This window comes from Maritimibacter dapengensis, from assembly GCF_019218265.1.
In the GTDB taxonomy this organism is placed as follows: Bacteria; Pseudomonadota; Alphaproteobacteria; order Rhodobacterales; family Rhodobacteraceae; genus Maritimibacter; species Maritimibacter dapengensis.
This window is the reverse complement of the sequence record NZ_JAHUZE010000003.1, coordinates 548962-564269: the sequence shown is the minus strand read 5'-3', so window position 1 is coordinate 564269 and position 15308 is coordinate 548962. Positions and strand designations below refer to the sequence as shown.

At 63.7% G+C, this 15308-nt stretch carries 17 protein-coding genes; 6 read left to right on the top strand and 11 right to left on the bottom strand.

Features of this window, described 5'->3' with window-relative positions:
- Positions 1-82: 82 nt before the first annotated feature.
- Positions 83-1222: an alkane 1-monooxygenase gene (locus KJP28_RS14945; protein WP_218393412.1), complete on the bottom strand. Its 1140-nt coding sequence runs from the start codon at positions 1220-1222 to the stop codon at positions 83-85.
- A gap of 64 nt (positions 1223-1286) precedes the next feature.
- Positions 1287-2336 (bottom strand): A/G-specific adenine glycosylase, encoded by a 1050-nt coding sequence (mutY, locus tag KJP28_RS14940; RefSeq protein WP_218393411.1) that lies wholly within the window; start codon positions 2334-2336, stop codon positions 1287-1289.
- Between the two features lie 112 nt (positions 2337-2448).
- Here mutY and KJP28_RS14935 point away from each other — a divergent pair, with 112 nt between their 5' ends.
- Positions 2449-2940: a DUF721 domain-containing protein gene (locus tag KJP28_RS14935; protein WP_218393475.1), complete on the top strand. Its 492-nt coding sequence runs from the start codon at positions 2449-2451 to the stop codon at positions 2938-2940.
- Between the two features lie 10 nt (positions 2941-2950).
- Entirely contained in the window at positions 2951-3613 is a 663-nt protein-coding gene (locus KJP28_RS14930) for a DsbA family protein (protein ID WP_218393410.1), read from the top strand.
- Here the strand turns inward: KJP28_RS14930 and lpxK are convergent.
- From lpxK to KJP28_RS14915, 3 genes are read right to left on the bottom strand one after another with little or no spacing between them, the layout of a single operon-like run.
- A complete protein-coding gene (gene lpxK / locus KJP28_RS14925; protein ID WP_218393409.1) occupies positions 3610-4521 on the bottom strand; it encodes a tetraacyldisaccharide 4'-kinase in 912 nt (303 codons plus the stop codon). The genes KJP28_RS14930 and lpxK overlap by 4 nt on opposite strands.
- Positions 4521-5804 carry a 3-deoxy-D-manno-octulosonic acid transferase gene (locus KJP28_RS14920; protein ID WP_218393408.1) on the bottom strand — a complete coding sequence of 428 codons (1284 nt, stop codon included), beginning with the start codon at positions 5802-5804 and terminating at the stop codon, positions 4521-4523. Before KJP28_RS14920 ends, lpxK begins: the two co-directional genes overlap by 1 nt.
- Positions 5805-5861: 57 nt before the next feature.
- On the bottom strand, positions 5862-6059 hold the full coding sequence (locus KJP28_RS14915) for a heavy-metal-associated domain-containing protein (RefSeq protein WP_218393407.1): 198 nt from the start codon (positions 6057-6059) through the stop codon (positions 5862-5864).
- A gap of 133 nt (positions 6060-6192) precedes the next feature.
- Here KJP28_RS14915 and KJP28_RS14910 point away from each other — a divergent pair, with 133 nt between their 5' ends.
- The 4 genes from KJP28_RS14910 (at position 6193) to KJP28_RS14895 (ending at position 9655) form a co-directional block, all read left to right on the top strand.
- A complete protein-coding gene (locus KJP28_RS14910; protein WP_218393406.1) occupies positions 6193-8631 on the top strand; it encodes a heavy metal translocating P-type ATPase in 2439 nt (812 codons plus the stop codon).
- Complete coding sequence (gene cueR, locus KJP28_RS14905; RefSeq protein ID WP_218393405.1) at positions 8628-9029, top strand: Cu(I)-responsive transcriptional regulator; 402 nt, start codon at positions 8628-8630, stop codon at positions 9027-9029. The genes KJP28_RS14910 and cueR overlap by 4 nt, the downstream gene beginning before the upstream one ends.
- 63 nt (positions 9030-9092) lie before the next feature.
- Complete coding sequence (locus KJP28_RS14900) at positions 9093-9470, top strand: hypothetical protein (protein ID WP_218393404.1); 378 nt, start codon at positions 9093-9095, stop codon at positions 9468-9470.
- On the top strand, positions 9467-9655 hold the full coding sequence (locus KJP28_RS14895; protein WP_218393403.1) for a helix-turn-helix transcriptional regulator: 189 nt from the start codon (positions 9467-9469) through the stop codon (positions 9653-9655). Before KJP28_RS14900 ends, KJP28_RS14895 begins: the two co-directional genes overlap by 4 nt.
- A 49-nt stretch (positions 9656-9704) precedes the next feature.
- Here KJP28_RS14895 and KJP28_RS14890 read toward each other — a convergent pair whose 3' ends face one another.
- The 6 genes from KJP28_RS14890 to hydA all read right to left on the bottom strand — a co-directional run bounded on the left by KJP28_RS14890 (position 9705) and on the right by hydA (position 15223).
- Positions 9705-10691: an ABC transporter substrate-binding protein gene (locus tag KJP28_RS14890; RefSeq protein ID WP_418887935.1), complete on the bottom strand. Its 987-nt coding sequence runs from the start codon at positions 10689-10691 to the stop codon at positions 9705-9707.
- 31 nt (positions 10692-10722) lie between these two features.
- On the bottom strand, positions 10723-11574 hold the full coding sequence (locus tag KJP28_RS14885) for an ABC transporter permease (RefSeq protein ID WP_218393402.1): 852 nt from the start codon (positions 11572-11574) through the stop codon (positions 10723-10725).
- Positions 11571-12446: an ABC transporter permease gene (locus KJP28_RS14880; RefSeq protein WP_218393401.1), complete on the bottom strand. Its 876-nt coding sequence runs from the start codon at positions 12444-12446 to the stop codon at positions 11571-11573. Before KJP28_RS14880 ends, KJP28_RS14885 begins: the two co-directional genes overlap by 4 nt.
- Positions 12447-12560: 114 nt before the next feature.
- Complete coding sequence (locus tag KJP28_RS14875) at positions 12561-13355, bottom strand: ABC transporter ATP-binding protein (protein ID WP_218393400.1); 795 nt, start codon at positions 13353-13355, stop codon at positions 12561-12563.
- The gene (locus tag KJP28_RS14870; protein ID WP_218393399.1) at positions 13337-13762 is read right to left on the bottom strand and encodes a VOC family protein; all 426 of its coding nucleotides are present in this window, start codon (positions 13760-13762) and stop codon (positions 13337-13339) included. Before KJP28_RS14870 ends, KJP28_RS14875 begins: the two co-directional genes overlap by 19 nt.
- A gap of 3 nt (positions 13763-13765) precedes the next feature.
- A complete protein-coding gene (gene hydA, locus KJP28_RS14865) occupies positions 13766-15223 on the bottom strand; it encodes a dihydropyrimidinase (protein WP_218393398.1) in 1458 nt (485 codons plus the stop codon).
- Positions 15224-15308 lie beyond the last annotated feature (85 nt).

Below are 15308 nucleotides of genomic sequence, written 5' to 3'. Positions count from 1 at the left end.
AAGCGCTGCGGCACCACTTCAGCCCCGCCTCATGGCGGGGCTTTTTTTCGGTTGCATGTCCGGCGATCCGGTTCTCACACCCTCACCGCACCTGCGGCACGGGGAATTCCCCACGCTTGTAAGGCTCCCAATCCAAAATCTCGGGATAATAATCCGCCCGCCATTTTCGCACTTTCGGGTTCATCATCCGCCGCCAGAGCGGCGGCACCATCGCGACCCAGCCCATCAGGGCATAGCCGTAAGGCAGCTGCGGCGCGGTCGCTTCCTCGTACGTCTGCAACAACGGGAAACGGCGCGCGGGCTTGTAGTGGTGATCGGAATGACGTTGCAGGTTGATGAACAACCAGTTGGTCGCGCGGTGATCGGCGTTCCAGCTATGATGCGGGCGGACAGGCTCGTATTTCCCGTCTCCGAGGTATTTGCGTGTCAGCCCGTAATGCTCGACGTAATTGGTCAGCTCCAACTGCCAGACCGCCATCAGCGCCTGAAACAGAAACAGCGCAAGGCCGAGCCACCCGCCGGTGAGAAGCGCAAGCAGAATCGCAATCCCCTGTAGCGCCGCATAGCGCCAGAACGGGTTGGCCACGTCGAACACCGACAAATCGCGCCGGGCCAATAAAGCCTTCTCTGCCCTCCAAGCGCTCACCGGGCCTTCGCGCAACACCCGCAGGAAGTACCGATGAAACCCCTCGTTGTAGCGGGCCGTCACAGCGTCGCGCCGCGTGCCGACCCACGGGTGGTGAACCAGCAAATGCTCCGTGCGGAAATGCGAATAGAGCACAGTTGCGAGGAGCAGGTCGCCGAGCCATCGCTCGAAGGCATTGCGCTGGTGCAGTAGCTCATGGGCATAGACGATGCCGATGGACCCCGACATGACACCAACCCCAAGAAACACGCCGAATTTCTCGGCCAGGGTGAGGTGATCGGCCCCCGGCACATAGGCGATCATGCCGTAAAGCGTGACGACCTGCACTGGCAGCCAGATCCACGTGATCAGCTTGTACCAGATCAGCGCATCGTCCGGCGTCTCGAGGTCCGGGTTCTCGGAATATCGCCCCAACACCGCGTCGAGCGCGGAGAACGCCCACCATGTGCCCGCGACCGGAAGGATGATCGCCCAGCCACCGTAGGTAGCGGACAGGATGACGAGCGGGATAACGGCGAGGGACAGCCAGAAGGGTGCCGCATGGCGGAACTGTCTGACGTGGTCGGCGGAAATCATGCCGGTGCTCCTTGCCCCTCGGCGCGACTTTAGACGTCGCCTTTCATGCAGGCAACGGGATGGGTCAATCCAGCGCAGAGCGCGCGAGATCGAAGGCTTTGCGCATAACCGTGGGGAGATCGGACGGCGCGAGCTTCGGCGCGAAATGGCCGCGCTCCGGCACGCAATCCATCGGCAGCCGTGCGACCCGCAGGTCCAGACGCAAATGGAAATGGGTGAAGGTGTGGCGCACGTCCTCGCCTACGTCCCGCCAATCCGCGTCGACCGGCGGCGCTTCGATCGCAACCTCTCCCCAGTCCGCGCCGGGCCAGCCGAGCATCCCACCAAGAAGCCCCCGCTCGGGCCGGGTTTCGACCAGCCAAGCACCGTCTTCGCGCCGCCCGACATAGGCGATGCCGACACGTAAAGGCTTGGGCTTCTTCGCCTCTCGGCGCGGCAATTCGGCGGCGATCCCCTCGGCCCGTCCTGCGCAGTCGTCCCGCCACGGGCAAATGCCGCAGGCAGGCGATTTCGGCGTGCAGATCGTGGCACCGAGGTCCATGACCGCCTGCGCATAATCACCGGGGCGCAGATTGGGCGTCAGCGTCGCGGCCGCCTCGCGCAACGCCGGCTTGGATCCCGGCATCGGGTCGGTGATCGCGAACAGACGCGCCATGACGCGTTCCACGTTGCCGTCCACCACGGTCTCGGGCCGACCGAAGGCGATGGCCGCGATGGCCGCCGCCGTGTAGGGGCCGATACCCGGCAGCGCCATGAGCCCCTCCAACGTGTCGGGAAACACGCCGTCCAACTCGCCCGACACCACCCGCGCGCATTTCAACAGGTTCCGCGCCCGCGCGTAATAGCCAAGCCCTGCCCATTCCCCCATGACGCGGGCATCCTCGGCGGCGGCAAGGTCATGGACACTCGGCCAAAGCGCCAGAAAGCGGGTGAAATAGTCTCGCACGGCGGCAACAGTCGTCTGTTGCAGCATCACTTCGGACAGCCATACCGCATACGGGTCGGGCGCAATCCCCGACGCGCGGTCCCGCGGCCCCACGCGCCATGGCATGACGCGCGCATGGCGGTCGTACCAATCGAGGAGTTCGTCGGCCATCACTTGCCCGTCACGCATCTGTCAGCCCCTGTAACTTGGTTGCCCATGGCGCGGCCCGCGCCCAATGGTTAGTATCTGCCTCGATAGGGAGACGCCAGTGAGCGACACTTGGACCAAAAAGGACCGCCATATGCGCGGTTTCGAACGGACCAGCAAAATGTTGGGCGCGCGGATTCGCAAAGCTGGCGAGTCGCGTGGCTTCGCGGTGTCGCGGCTCATCACCCATTGGCACGAGGTCGCGGGCGACGCGGTGGCGCAAATCTGCCGCCCGGTCGAGGTCTCCTATGGCCGCGGCGGCTTCGGCGCGACCCTGACGCTTCTGACGACAGGGGCCAACGCGCCGATGCTGGAAATGCAGAAGGAACAGATCCGCGAAAAGGTGAATGCCGTCTACGGCTACGCCGCGATTTCGCGTATCCGTCTGACGCAGACGGCTCCGACCGGGTTCTCGGAGGGACAGGCCCAATTCCAGCCGCGCGAGCGGGAAGCCGAAAAGGCACCAGACCCCGAGATTCAAACCAAGGCGCACGCCACCACAGAGGGCGTGCAGGACGACAGGCTTCGGGCCGCGCTGGAAGCGTTGGCTGCGAACGTCTACACCCGAAATGCATCGAAAACATGAGGCAGACATCATGAACAAGCTCATCCCAATCGCGCTCGGCGCAGCAGTCGTCATCGGCGGCGGTGCGTGGCTCGCCACCAACCAGACCACGTCGCAAACCGCGATTTCCCCGATCAGCCCCGCCGTTGCGCAGGACGCGAACATGGAGCTCGCCCCCGACATGACGCTGGGCGAGGAAGACGCGCCGGTCACGCTGATCGAATACGCGTCGTTCACCTGCCCGCATTGCGCGGACTTCCACGAGCGCGTGTTCGAAGACCTGAAGACTGACTACATCGACACCGGCAAGGTGCAGTTCGTGCACCGCGAAGTCTATTTCGACCGTTTCGGCCTCATGGCCGCACAGATCGCGCGCTGTGGCGGGGAAGACCGGTATTTTGGCATCGCCGACATGATCTATTCGGGTCAGGAAGACTGGATCGGCTCCGGCCAGCCGGACGAGATCACCGAGAACCTGACCAAGATCGGCAAGGTCGCGGGCCTGTCCGAGGATGAAATCGGCGCCTGTCTGGCCGATGAAGAGAAGCAGAAAGCGATGATCGCGGCGTTCCAGACCAATGCCAGCGCGGACGAGGTCGAAGGCACCCCGACACTCATCATCAACGGCGAGAAATACTCGAACATGACCTATGAGGACCTGACGGAAATCCTCGACGGGCTTGTCGAAAGCTAAGCCGGGTCGAAAAGCGACAAGAGCTGGGCGTCCACGGGCGCCCAGTCATCCAGCTCCATCCTCACCGGCAGGACGAGCACCTTGCGCCGCATGTCTGTCGGCAGCCGGACAGCATCCTTTTCCGTCGTCACCATCTGCGCGCCCAGCGCCCAGGCTTCGCGCTCCATGCGGGTCATGAGCGCGGCGGTCAGCTCTTGATGGTCGGTCAGCGCATGGCGGGCGACAATCTCGGCCCCGGCGTCATGCAGAGTTGCGAAAAATCGTTCCGGGACCCCGATCCCCGCGAAGGCATAGACCCGCATCCCGGACCACGTCATCCCTGTCTGAAGCGGCACAAGTCTCCCAAAGGATTGGGCGATGCCTGTTTCGACAGAGGCAGCGAACCGTTCCTGCGCCTGTTTCGGGCCAATGGAAATCAGCAAATCGGCATGAGTTAGACCCTGTTGCAGGCTCGTCTTGAGAGGACCGAAGGGGCGCACACGACCGTTTCCGAACCCGCGCACCGCGTCCTCGACCAGGATGTTGAGCGTCGCGGAAACCGTGCCGTCCGGAACGCCTCCGTCAAGAACCACGACCTCGGCACCGGCGGCTTTTGCGGCGTTGATGCCCTCCAGCGCGTCAAGCGCAGTCCATGTCGGGGAAAAAGCCGCGATCAGCAGCGGTTCGTCGCCAACCTCCTCGGCCCTGTGCTCGCGTTCATTGATCCTCACGGCAGCACCATCGCCGCGTGTCACGACATGAACCTCGCGCCCCTGCCCGGCGAGCCGTTGTGCAAGCGCGATCACTGTCGGCGTCTTGCCGGTGCCGCCGGTCGAAAGACTGCCGACCGCCACGACCGGCAGAGGTGCGGGCCGCGATATGGCGCGCCGCGCGGACAACCGCGACAGCCAGGCGACAGGTCCGCGCATCAAACGCCTTTCCGATCCAGCGCCTCGATCGCGAGTTCCACGACCCGATCCGTCGCTTCCGCCCCGTTCGTCGTGACTTCCCAGGCCGCTGCCGCCATTTCGGCGACCTTTTCCGGGGACAGCAGCAGCTCCAGCGACCAGGCAAGGCTTTCCTGATCCACGACGGACCGCGCCGCGCCCGCATCCTGCAACCGCCCGTAACTTTCGCCCCAGGGCCCATGCGCCGGCCCGAACAACACCGCCGAGCCCAGCGCGGCCGCCTCGTATGGGTTGCGCACCGGTCCACCCGAAAAAGTGCCGCCCATGAACGAAACAGGCGCGAGCCGATACCACAGACCCATTTCATCGGGCATGTCCGCCACGAAAATCTCGACCTCCGGCTCGGGTTCGTCCTCGACCGATCTCAGCCCGACGACCCATCCCGCATCTTTCAACGCGGTCGCGATTTCCGGCCCCTTGCTCTTGTCCTCCGGCACGAGGATCAACAGAAGCCGGTGCGATCGACGGATGACGCGCTGGTGCACCATCTCGACCATCCTGATTTCGTCACCGCTGACGCAAGCGGCCAGCCAGACGGGACGCGCGGCCAGCTCTTCGGCAAGCATGTCTCGCTCTGCCTGCGAGCACGGCAAAGGCGCGATCCCCTCCTGCAAGAACCCTGTCATCTCGATCTTGTCCGGGTCGACCCCGAGCGCCTGAAGCCCTTTTGCGGCGTTGTCGTCTCCGGCAAGGACATGCCGGAAATGGTGCAACGTGCTGCGGCGGATGCCACGGACCCACCGAACGCCGGTCCGGTCCGGCACGCGCGCATCCATCAGGATCAATTCGCACCCGCGCCGCGCCGCTCCGTCGATCAGCCCCGGCTCAAACCGGTTTTCCGACCAAAGGCACAGGTCCGGCTGCCAATGCGCCAGAAACGCTTCGGCCCCCGAGGCATAGTCGTAGGGCGCATATTGCAGGATCACGGAGCTTGGAAGCCGCGCTTCGAGCGGATGCGTCGGATCATGCGCGGCGGTCGTGACCAGAACGTTCAGATCGTCGCGCTCCTCGAGCAACCGGTCGATGAGTTCCGGGAACCCCAGGGCCTCGCCCTCATTGCCGGCATGAAGCCAGACGAGCGGTCCGTCCGGGCGCGGCACTTCACTGCGGCCAAGCCGTTCGAAACCGCGGTCGGCATCCTCGACGCCCGCGGCCACGCCCTTGTCGAGCCGCGCACGTGCACGCGCCCTGCCGCGCAGTTTCTGCGCCGCGAGATAGACTGCCAGTCCGGGACGTTTCACCATGCCGTCACCCTGTTTCCCTTGAACCAGAGACTAGCCGAGCATCGGTGGCGCGAAAAGTCAGGCCGCGCGGGGCGAAAAACCTGCGCCCTTGATCGCGGCTTCCAGCGCAACGGGGTCGAGCGTGCTGTCCACCTCGACCTCACGCTTTTCGAAGTCAAACTCCATGACGGCGCCCTCGTCAGCGTCGAGAACGGCGTCTTCGATCTTGGCCTTGCAGTGACCACAGGACATGTCGGGAACAGAAAAACGGGTCATTACGATCTCCTTCTCTCGCTCCGACTTGGGCCGTCTCGCGGGTTTCGTCAACTGTGTTTCGGCGATCTGAACCGCGGCCTCTTGACCTTCCAGTGACTGGAAGCCCTATGTAGTGTCGCGAAGGAGACTCGCAATGACCGACATGACCGTGAAAGTCGAAGGAATGACCTGCGCCGCCTGCGTCGCGCGGGTCGAGGACGCATTGGGGGAACTGCCCTACGTTTCCGGGCCGTCCGTCAACCTCGCGGGAGAAACCGCGCGGTTCGACATTGACGACCCCGCGCATCTCGCCGAAACCGCCGCGGCGCTCGCGAAAGCGGGCTACCCTGTCGTGACCGACGAAGTCGATCTGCATGTCGAGGGCCTGGTCGACGCCGCCGCTGTATCGGCGGTGGAGAGCGCGCTCCTGTCGCGCCCCGGGGTCATATCCGCCTCCGCAAACCCTGCCAGTGACTCCGCCCGCGTGACCTTCGCAGCGGGGGCATTGCGCCCCTCGGAGATCGCGCAGGTCGTCACGGACACCGGCTATCCCGCCGAGTTGCGGTCGGGCGGGACGCTTGACCTCGACGCCCGCAAAGAAGCCGAAACGGCCCGGCTCGCCCGGCTCACCATCCTTGCCGCGCTCCTGACGCTGCCGGTGTTCGTGGTCGAGATGGGAGGCCACCTGATCCCCGCATTTCACGATTGGGTCCACGCCACCATCGGGATGCAGACCTCGCGCATCGGGCAGTTCCTTCTGACCCTCGTCGTGCTCGTCGGTCCCGGTCGCCGGTTCTATACCAAAGGTATCCCGCAGCTTCTGCGCGGCACGCCCGACATGAATTCGCTCGTCGCCGTCGGCACGCTCGCCGCGTTTGGCTACTCGACGTTAGCGACCTTCGTGCCGGCCATTTTCCCGGCTGGCACCGCGAATGTCTATTTCGAGAGCGCAGCGGTGATCGTGACCCTGATCCTCTTTGGCCGCTGGATGGAAGCCCGCGCCAAGGGGCGCACCGGCGAAGCGATCCGCGCGCTCATGAACCTCGCACCCAAGACCGCAATGGTGGAACGCGACGGTGAGACCCGCGAAATCCCGACGTCCGAGATCGCACCGGGCGACGTGATCCTCACCCGCCCCGGCGAGTCCATCGCGGTCGATGGCGAGGTGCTTTCGGGAACCTCTTATGTCGATGAAAGCATGGTCACGGGCGAGCCCGTTCCGGTCGAGAAATCGCCGGGCGACGCTGTGACCGGCGGCACGGTCAACACCACCGGCGCGCTCCGCATCACGGCGACGCGCGTCGGTGCCGACACGGTGCTGGCACAGATCGTGCGATTGGTCGAGCAGGCGCAGGGCGCGAAACTCCCGATCCAGTCTCTGGTAGACAGGATCACGCGTATTTTCGTGCCCGTGGTGATGTCCATCGCCGTCCTGACGGTCGCGATCTGGCTCATTTTAGGCCCCGACCCTGCCTTGTCGCTCGCCCTCGTTGCGGGCGTCGCGGTGCTCATCATCGCCTGCCCCTGCGCCATGGGCCTCGCCACCCCGACCTCGATCATGGTCGGCACCGGGCGGGGCGCGGAGCTGGGTGTTCTGTTCCGTCAGGGCGATGCGCTGCAAAAGCTTGAAGGCGTCAGGGTCGTGGCCTTCGACAAGACCGGCACGCTTACCCAGGGACAGCCGGAACTCACCGACATCGTGACACATGATGCGGATGAGACGGACGTGCTGCGCCTCGCGGCGTCCGCCGAGTCTCAGTCCGAACACCCCATCGCCCGCGCCATCGAGCGCGGCGCCGCAGCACGTGGATTGACCGCCCCCGCGCCGACAGATTTCCGTGCCCTGCCCGGCTTCGGGCTGAAAGCCGACGTCGAAGGCCACGCGGTGCTGATCGGGGCCGAACGGCTCATGTCCCGCGAAAAGATCGACACCGCGCCGCTCGCCGAGACGGCAGCGAAGCTCGCCGACCTCGGCAAAACGCCGCTTTACGTTGCCATCGACGGTGCGCTTGCCGCCGCTCTCGCGGTGGAAGACCCGATCAAGGAGACGACGCCAGCCGCCATTGCCACCCTGCACCGCATGGGGCTGGAGGTGGCGATGATTACCGGTGACGCCAAGGGAACGGCAGAGGCCATCGCGAAGCGTCTCGGCATCGACCATGTCACCGCCGAAGTGTTGCCGCGCGGCAAGGTCAAGGCGATCGAGGCACTGCGCGACGCCCACGGCACGACCGCTTTCGTGGGCGACGGGATCAACGACGCGCCTGCACTGGCGGCAGCCGATGTCGGCCTTGCCATCGGGACCGGCACGGACGTGGCCATTGGCGCGGCGGACGCGGTGCTCGTATCCGGCGAATTGTCCGGCGTCACGACCGCGTTCCACCTCAGCCGCCAGACCATGCGCAACATCCGGCAGAACCTGTTCTGGGCCTTCGGCTACAACGTCGTGCTGATCCCGGTCGCCGCCGGTGCGCTTTATCCGTTGCTGGGCGTGTTGCTCTCGCCGATGCTGGGGGCCTTCGCCATGGCGATGTCTTCGGTCTTCGTGCTGACGAACGCCCTTCGTCTTCGCTTCGTGAAGGTACCGACATGAACATTTCCGACGCCGCACAGGCTTCTGGCCTGCCCCCCAAGACGATCCGGTATTACGAGGATATCGACCTCGTGAAACCGGATCGGGGCGCGAATGGCTATCGCGATTTCTCGGACGTGGACGTGCACAACCTCACGTTCCTCGCGCGGTCCCGTGCGCTGGGATTCTCGATCGACGATTGCCGCAAATTGCTTGCCCTCTATCAGGACAAGTCCCGCGCTTCGGGTGAAGTGAAGAAGGTGGCCGAAGGCCATCTGGCGGAAATCGAAGCGAAGATTGCGGACCTCACTGCGATGCGCGACGCCCTCGCCCATCTCGTCCACTGCTGTCACGGCGACGACAGGCCGGAGTGTCCGATACTCGAGGGATTGGGCACGCGCCGCGCTGGGCAAATGTAAAGCACCCTTGACACTCTGCGGCCTCTCCCCATATGTAAAGGACACTTTACAAAAGGAGGTCCCATGCGACGCATGTTCATTCATTTGACGATCGGTCTCGCGCTATATGCGGGGCTGCTGATCCTGTCCCAAGGCGCGCTGGATGCGCGCGGAGATTTCGCGCCGACGGTGGGCAACACCGCCCTCGCATTACTGCCGATGATCGGCGCGGCCTATGTCGTTGTGACGGTGATCGCAACACTTCACCGGCTTGACGAGATGCAACGCAAGATCCAGTTCGACGCCTTCGCGCTCGCCTTTCTCGGCACCGCCGTCCTCACGTTCGGCTACGGGTTTCTCGAGGGCGTCGGCTTGCCGAAGCTTTCGATGTTCGTGGTCTGGCCGATCATGGCCGCGCTCTGGCTGATCGGGACATTTGTCGGACGGTACCGATACACATGAACAACCGGATCAAAGAACTCAGAGCCGAAAAAGGCTGGTCGCAGGCCGCGCTCGCAGAGGCGCTCGAGGTGTCGCGACAGACCGTGATCGCGCTGGAACGCGGAAAATACGACCCCAGTCTGCCGCTCGCCTTCGCCATTGCACGGGTGTTCGGCCAGTCAATCGAAGACATCTTCCAGCCATGAAAAAGGGCGGCCCATCAGGGCCGCCCTTTCCGTTCTTCCAAACGAACGCTTACTGAAGCGCCGCGTCGGTGATTTCTAGCGTATAGGCGCCTTCCGGCTCTTTCGTGATGACCGGGTCGGAGCCGCCCGCCATCAGCGTCGCCACCGTGCGGTCGTAATCCGCCACGTCCAGCGCGCCGTCGGAGCCAGCGGTCAGCTTGGCGATCTCGCCCATCATGCGGACCTGATGCTCTTCGGTCTGTGCGCCGGTCTCGTCATTGTCGAGCACGATCATCGCGGCCTCTTCCGGGTTCTCCTCGGCCCATTTCCAGCCTTTCATCGAAGCCCGCACGAAGCGCACCATCTTGTCCTTGAACGCGTCATCCGCGAGGTTTTCCTCGAGCACGTAGAGACCGTCCTCGAGCGTCGCGACGCCCTGATCCTCATACTTGAACGTGACAAGATCATCCTCGGAAATGCCCGCGTCGATGATCTGCCAGTACTCGTTGTAGGTCATGACCGAGATACAGGCCGCCTGCTTTTGCAGGAGCGGGTCGACGTTGAAGCCCTGCTTGAGGACTTCGACACCATCCTCGCCGCCCTCGGTCGGGATGCCCAGCGTGCTCATCCAGCTCAGAAACGGGTATTCGTTCCCGAAGAACCAGACGCCCAGCGTGTTGCCGGCGAAGTCGTCGGGGCTTTCGATGCCGGTTTCCTTGAGACAGGTGAGCATCATGCCCGACGATTTGAACGGCTGCGCGATGTTCACGACCGGCGCGCCCTGTTCCCGTGCGGCAAGTGCGGAGGGCATCCAGTCGACCATCACGTCGGCCCCGCCGCCCATCAGCACCTGAACCGGCGCGATGTCAGGGCCGCCCGGCTTGATCGTGACGTCAAGGCCCTCTTCTTCGTAGAACCCCTGTTCCTGGGCCACGTAGTAGCCTGCGAACTGGGCTTGCGTCACCCATTTGAGTTGCAGCGTGACCTCATCCTGCGCCAGCGCGGCGGCCGGCGTCAGGGCCAGTGCGGCGACGGCCGCTTTCATTGTTTTCATCATTGGTCTTTCTCCCGTTGGTAAGATTGTTTGCTCAACCTCTTTGTGACGGGTGCCAGAAGGTCACCCCTTTTTCTATCAGCGCAACCGCGCCGTAGAACGCGCTCCCGGCAATGGCCGCAACCGCGATTTCCGCCCAGACCATATCAAGCCCGAGCTTGCCGACCTCGGTGGAAATACGAAAACCCATCCCCTTGATCGGACTGCCGAAAAACTCGGCGACGATTGCCCCGATCAGGGCGAGGGTTGTTGAAATTTTCAGCCCGTTGAAGATGAAGGGCATGGCGGCGGGAAGCCGCAGTTTCGTGAGCGTCTGTAGATAGCTCGCGTGATAGGTCGACATCAGGTCACGTTGCATCGCGGTTGTGGCGGCCAGCCCCTCGACGGTGTTCACCAGCATCGGGAAGAACACCATGACGACGACCACGGCGGCCTTCGACTCCCAGTCGAATCCGAACCACATGACGAGGATCGGCGCAGTGCCGACAATGGGCAGGGCCGCGATGAAATTGCCGACGGGCAGAAGCCCCGCTTGCAGGAACTTGGACCGGTCGATCAGGACCGCTGTGATGAACGCCGCGCCGCAGCCGATGATATACCCCGTCATCGCGCCCTTGATGAAAGTCTGCACGAAATCTTCCCACAGGGTCGGAACGGAGGTCACGAATTTCGCATAGATCGCAGAGGGTGCGGGCAGGATCACGAGCGGCACGTTCAACCCGCGCACCAGCCCTTCCCAGACGACAAGAATGGTGATGCCGAAGATGATCGGAACCGCGAGCCCCACCGCCCGCGTGCCCGAAGCGCTCGAATTGGCGAGGCGCACGTTGAGCGCATAGGCGGCGGCCCAGAAGACGAGCGCGAAGATCAGCCAACCCCAACTCATGCCGCCATCCCCATGCGTTTGAGCGACCTGCGCTGTATGATCCCGATGATCCCGACCAGAAGCGCGGCGAGGATCGCGGCGGCGAAGAGCGCCGACCAGATCTGGATCGTCTGGCCGTAATAGCTCCCCGACAGCATCCGAGCGCCCAGACCCCGGATCGCACCGGTCGGCAGCTCGCCCACGATGGTCCCGACAAGAGCGGCGGCAATGCCCACCTTCAGCGAGGCGAAGAGATAGGGCATGGAGGCGGGAAGGCGGAGTTTCCAGAAGGTCTGCGACCGGCTGGCGCTATAGGTGCGCATCAGGTCGAGGTCCATCATCGCCGGGCTGCGCAGCCCTTTGACCATGCCGACAACGACCGGGAAGAAGCTCAGATAGGCCGAGATGATCGCTTTCGGGATGATGCCGGAAATGCCCATGCTGTTCAGAACCACGATGATCATTGGCGCGATGGCGAGGATGGGGATGGTCTGCGACGCGATGGCCCAGGGCATGACGCCCATGTCCATGGCTTTCGAATGCACGATCCCGACCGCAAGCAGGATGCCCAACCCGGTCCCGATCGCGAACCCGAGGAGCGTGGCGGAAAGCGTGTACCAGGCATGCAGGATCAGCGAGCGTTTCGAGAACGCCCGCCCGTTCAGCGCCATGTCTCCGGTCGAATCCCACAGCTCGGACAGCACCTGATGCGGGGCAGGTAGGCGCGGGCGCTCCTGTGACCAGGTGTCGAGCACAAGCTCACCGGTGGTCAGGGTGGTGTCGGCGCGAGCCGCCTGATCCTTGGCCCATTGCGCATTCATCGGGATCGCGGCGGCGTACCAGATCGCGACGATAGCTGCGACGACGGTGAGAATGGGGAGGATGGTTTTCATGCCGCGCGCCCCTTGAGCGGAGGTTCTCCAAGAGGCCCCGGCGCAAGGCCGGGGCGGGACAGCTTGGCCCAACCCGTCCCGGGCCTGACCCGGGACCTCTGCCCCTGCCGCCCCCTAGTCATAGCTGTGCCCTTCGCGCAGCCCCTCACGCACACGGTGGGCGACTTCCAGAAACTCTGGCGTGTCGCGGATGTCGAGCGGGCGCTCTTTCGGGAGGGGCGACTCGATCACGTCGGTGATCCGCCCCGGACGTGGCGACATGACGACGATCTTCGTGGACAGATAGACCGCCTCGGGGATCGAGTGGGTCACGAAAGCGATAGTCTTTTGCGTGCTTGCCCAGAGTTCCAGAAGTTGCTCGTTCAGGTGGTCGCGCACGATCTCGTCCAGCGCACCGAAGGGCTCGTCCATCAGAAGGATGTCGGCATCGAAGGCGAGCGCACGGGCGATACTCGCCCGCTGCTGCATCCCGCCGGACAATTGCCAGGGAAACTTCTTCTCGAATCCGGCAAGGTCCACCAGTTCGAGCACACGACGGACACGGTCGGCATGTTCGGATTTCGGGATGCCCATGATTTCGAGCGGCAATCGGATGTTGCCCGCGATGGTGCGCCACGGATAAAGACCCGCGGCCTGAAACACGTAGCCATAGGCCCGGTTCCGGCGCGCCTCGTCTGGTGTCATGCCGTTCACGGTGACGGTCCCGCCGGTCGCGTGCTCCAACCCCGCGATCACCCGCAGAAAGGTCGTCTTGCCGCAACCGGACGGGCCGATGAAGCTGACGAAATCGCCCTTCTCGATCCCGAGGTCCACGCCCTTGAGCGCATGAACCGGCCCATCGTTCGTCTGAAATGTAAGGTCGAGGTCTTTCGCCTCGATCACGGGTGTTGTCACGTCCCAAGTCCCCATAGCTTCGGCTCTGCGAATTCCACCGAATTCCCCGCCGGGTCACGCACGTAGATACTGCGCGGTCCGTGCGGCCAGTGGAAGTCGCTTTCGATACCAATCCCCTCGGCCGAGAGATGCTCGACCCACCCGTCCAGGTCTTCGCCCGGTACGGAAAAACAGATATGCCCCGGCCCGACCGCGCCATGCGGCGGCACCGGAAGTTTATCTTCGCCCGGCGGCACCAGGGTTTCCTCGGCCACGAAAGCCAGCACGACGCTGGTCCCGCAGGCGAAGAACACGTGGCGCGGATCGAGCCGGGTGATGACGTCCAGCCCCACGACCCCGGCGTAGAAACCCTCGGCCTTGTCGAGATCGTCGACATAGACCGCGGCTTCGAGAACGCCGGTGGGTGTCGCGGGGCTGGTCAAGCCTTACACCCCCGTCGCTGGAATGCCAGAGCGTTCGATGGGCTGCGGTGCGGTCAGTTCTTTCCACTTCGACAGCGCCTTGTTCACCGTGGCGTTGGGTTCGCGGGCGACGAATTTGCCGTGGCCCTGCTTTTCCTGCATCTCGCCATCCATGACCGCAACCATACCACGGGTCAGCACGTAGCGCGGCAGACCTTTGACATGCTTGCCCTCGAACACGTTGTAGTCGATCGAGGAGACCTGCTTGTCCGCCGTGATCGTCTTTTCCTTCTCCGGGTCGAGGACCATGATATCGGCATCCGCCCCGACGAGGATCGCTCCCTTCTTCGGGTAGCAGTTCAGGATCTTGGCGATGTTGGTCGATGTGACGGCGACAAATTCGTTCATCGTCAGGCGGCCAGTGCCAACGCCATAGGTCCAAAGCATGGGGATACGATCCTCCAAGCCCCCGGTTCCATTGGGAATTTTCGTGAAGTCACCGACACCGTAGCGTTTCTGCTCGGTGGTGAAGGCGCAATGGTCAGTCGCGACGACCGACAATGTGCCCGAACCGAGACCGGCCCAGAGACTGTCCTGATGCTGCTTGTTGCGGAAGGGGGGCGACATGACACGACGCGCGGCGTGGTCCCAGTCCTTGTTGAAATACTCGGACTCATCAAGCGTCAGGTGCTGGATCAGCGGCTCACCCCAGACGCGCTTGCCCTGCATCTTGGCGCGGCGGATCGCTTCGTGGCTTTCCTCGCATGAGACGTGGACGACATAGAGCGGCGCGCCGGCCATGTCGGCAATCATGATCGCGCGATTCGTGGCTTCGCCCTCGACCTGTGGCGGGCGGGAATAGGCGTGCGCCTCGGGGCCGGTGTTGCCTTCCGCCAGAAGTTTCGCCGAAAGTTCCGCCACAACGTCGCCGTTCTCGGCATGCACCATCGGCGTCGCGCCGAGTTCCGCGAGCCGCATGAAGGACGAATAGAGCTCATCGTCGTTCACCATCAGCGCGCCCTTGTAGGCGAGGAAGTGCTTGAACGTGTTGATGCCACGTTCTTTCACCACGGTTTCCATTTCGTTAAACACCTGCTCGCCCCACCACGTGACGGCCATGTGGAACGAGTAGTCGCAGGATGCGCTGGTGGACTTGTTGTCCCAACGTTTCAAGGCGTCGAGCAGGCTTTCACCGGGGTTCGGCAGGGCGAAATCGACGACCATCGTGGTCCCGCCGGCGAGTGCCGCGCGTGTGCCGCTTTCGAAATCGTCAGAGGAATAGGTGCCCATGAACGGCATTTCCAAATGGGTGTGCGGGTCGATGCCGCCGGGCATGACGTAACACCCTGATGCGTCAAGGGTTTCATCGCCTTTCAGCCCCTGGCCGATCTCGATGATCTTTCCGTCTTCGACCAGAACGTCGGCCTTGTAGGTCAGGTCGGCGGTGACGATCGTGCCGTCTTTGATGACTTTGGTTGGCATGTTGTCCTCTCCTGTTATTTCGCAGAGTGCGCCCGGTTAACCGCCGGGTCTGTGCATGCGTTCACATATGGAAGACATATGGAAC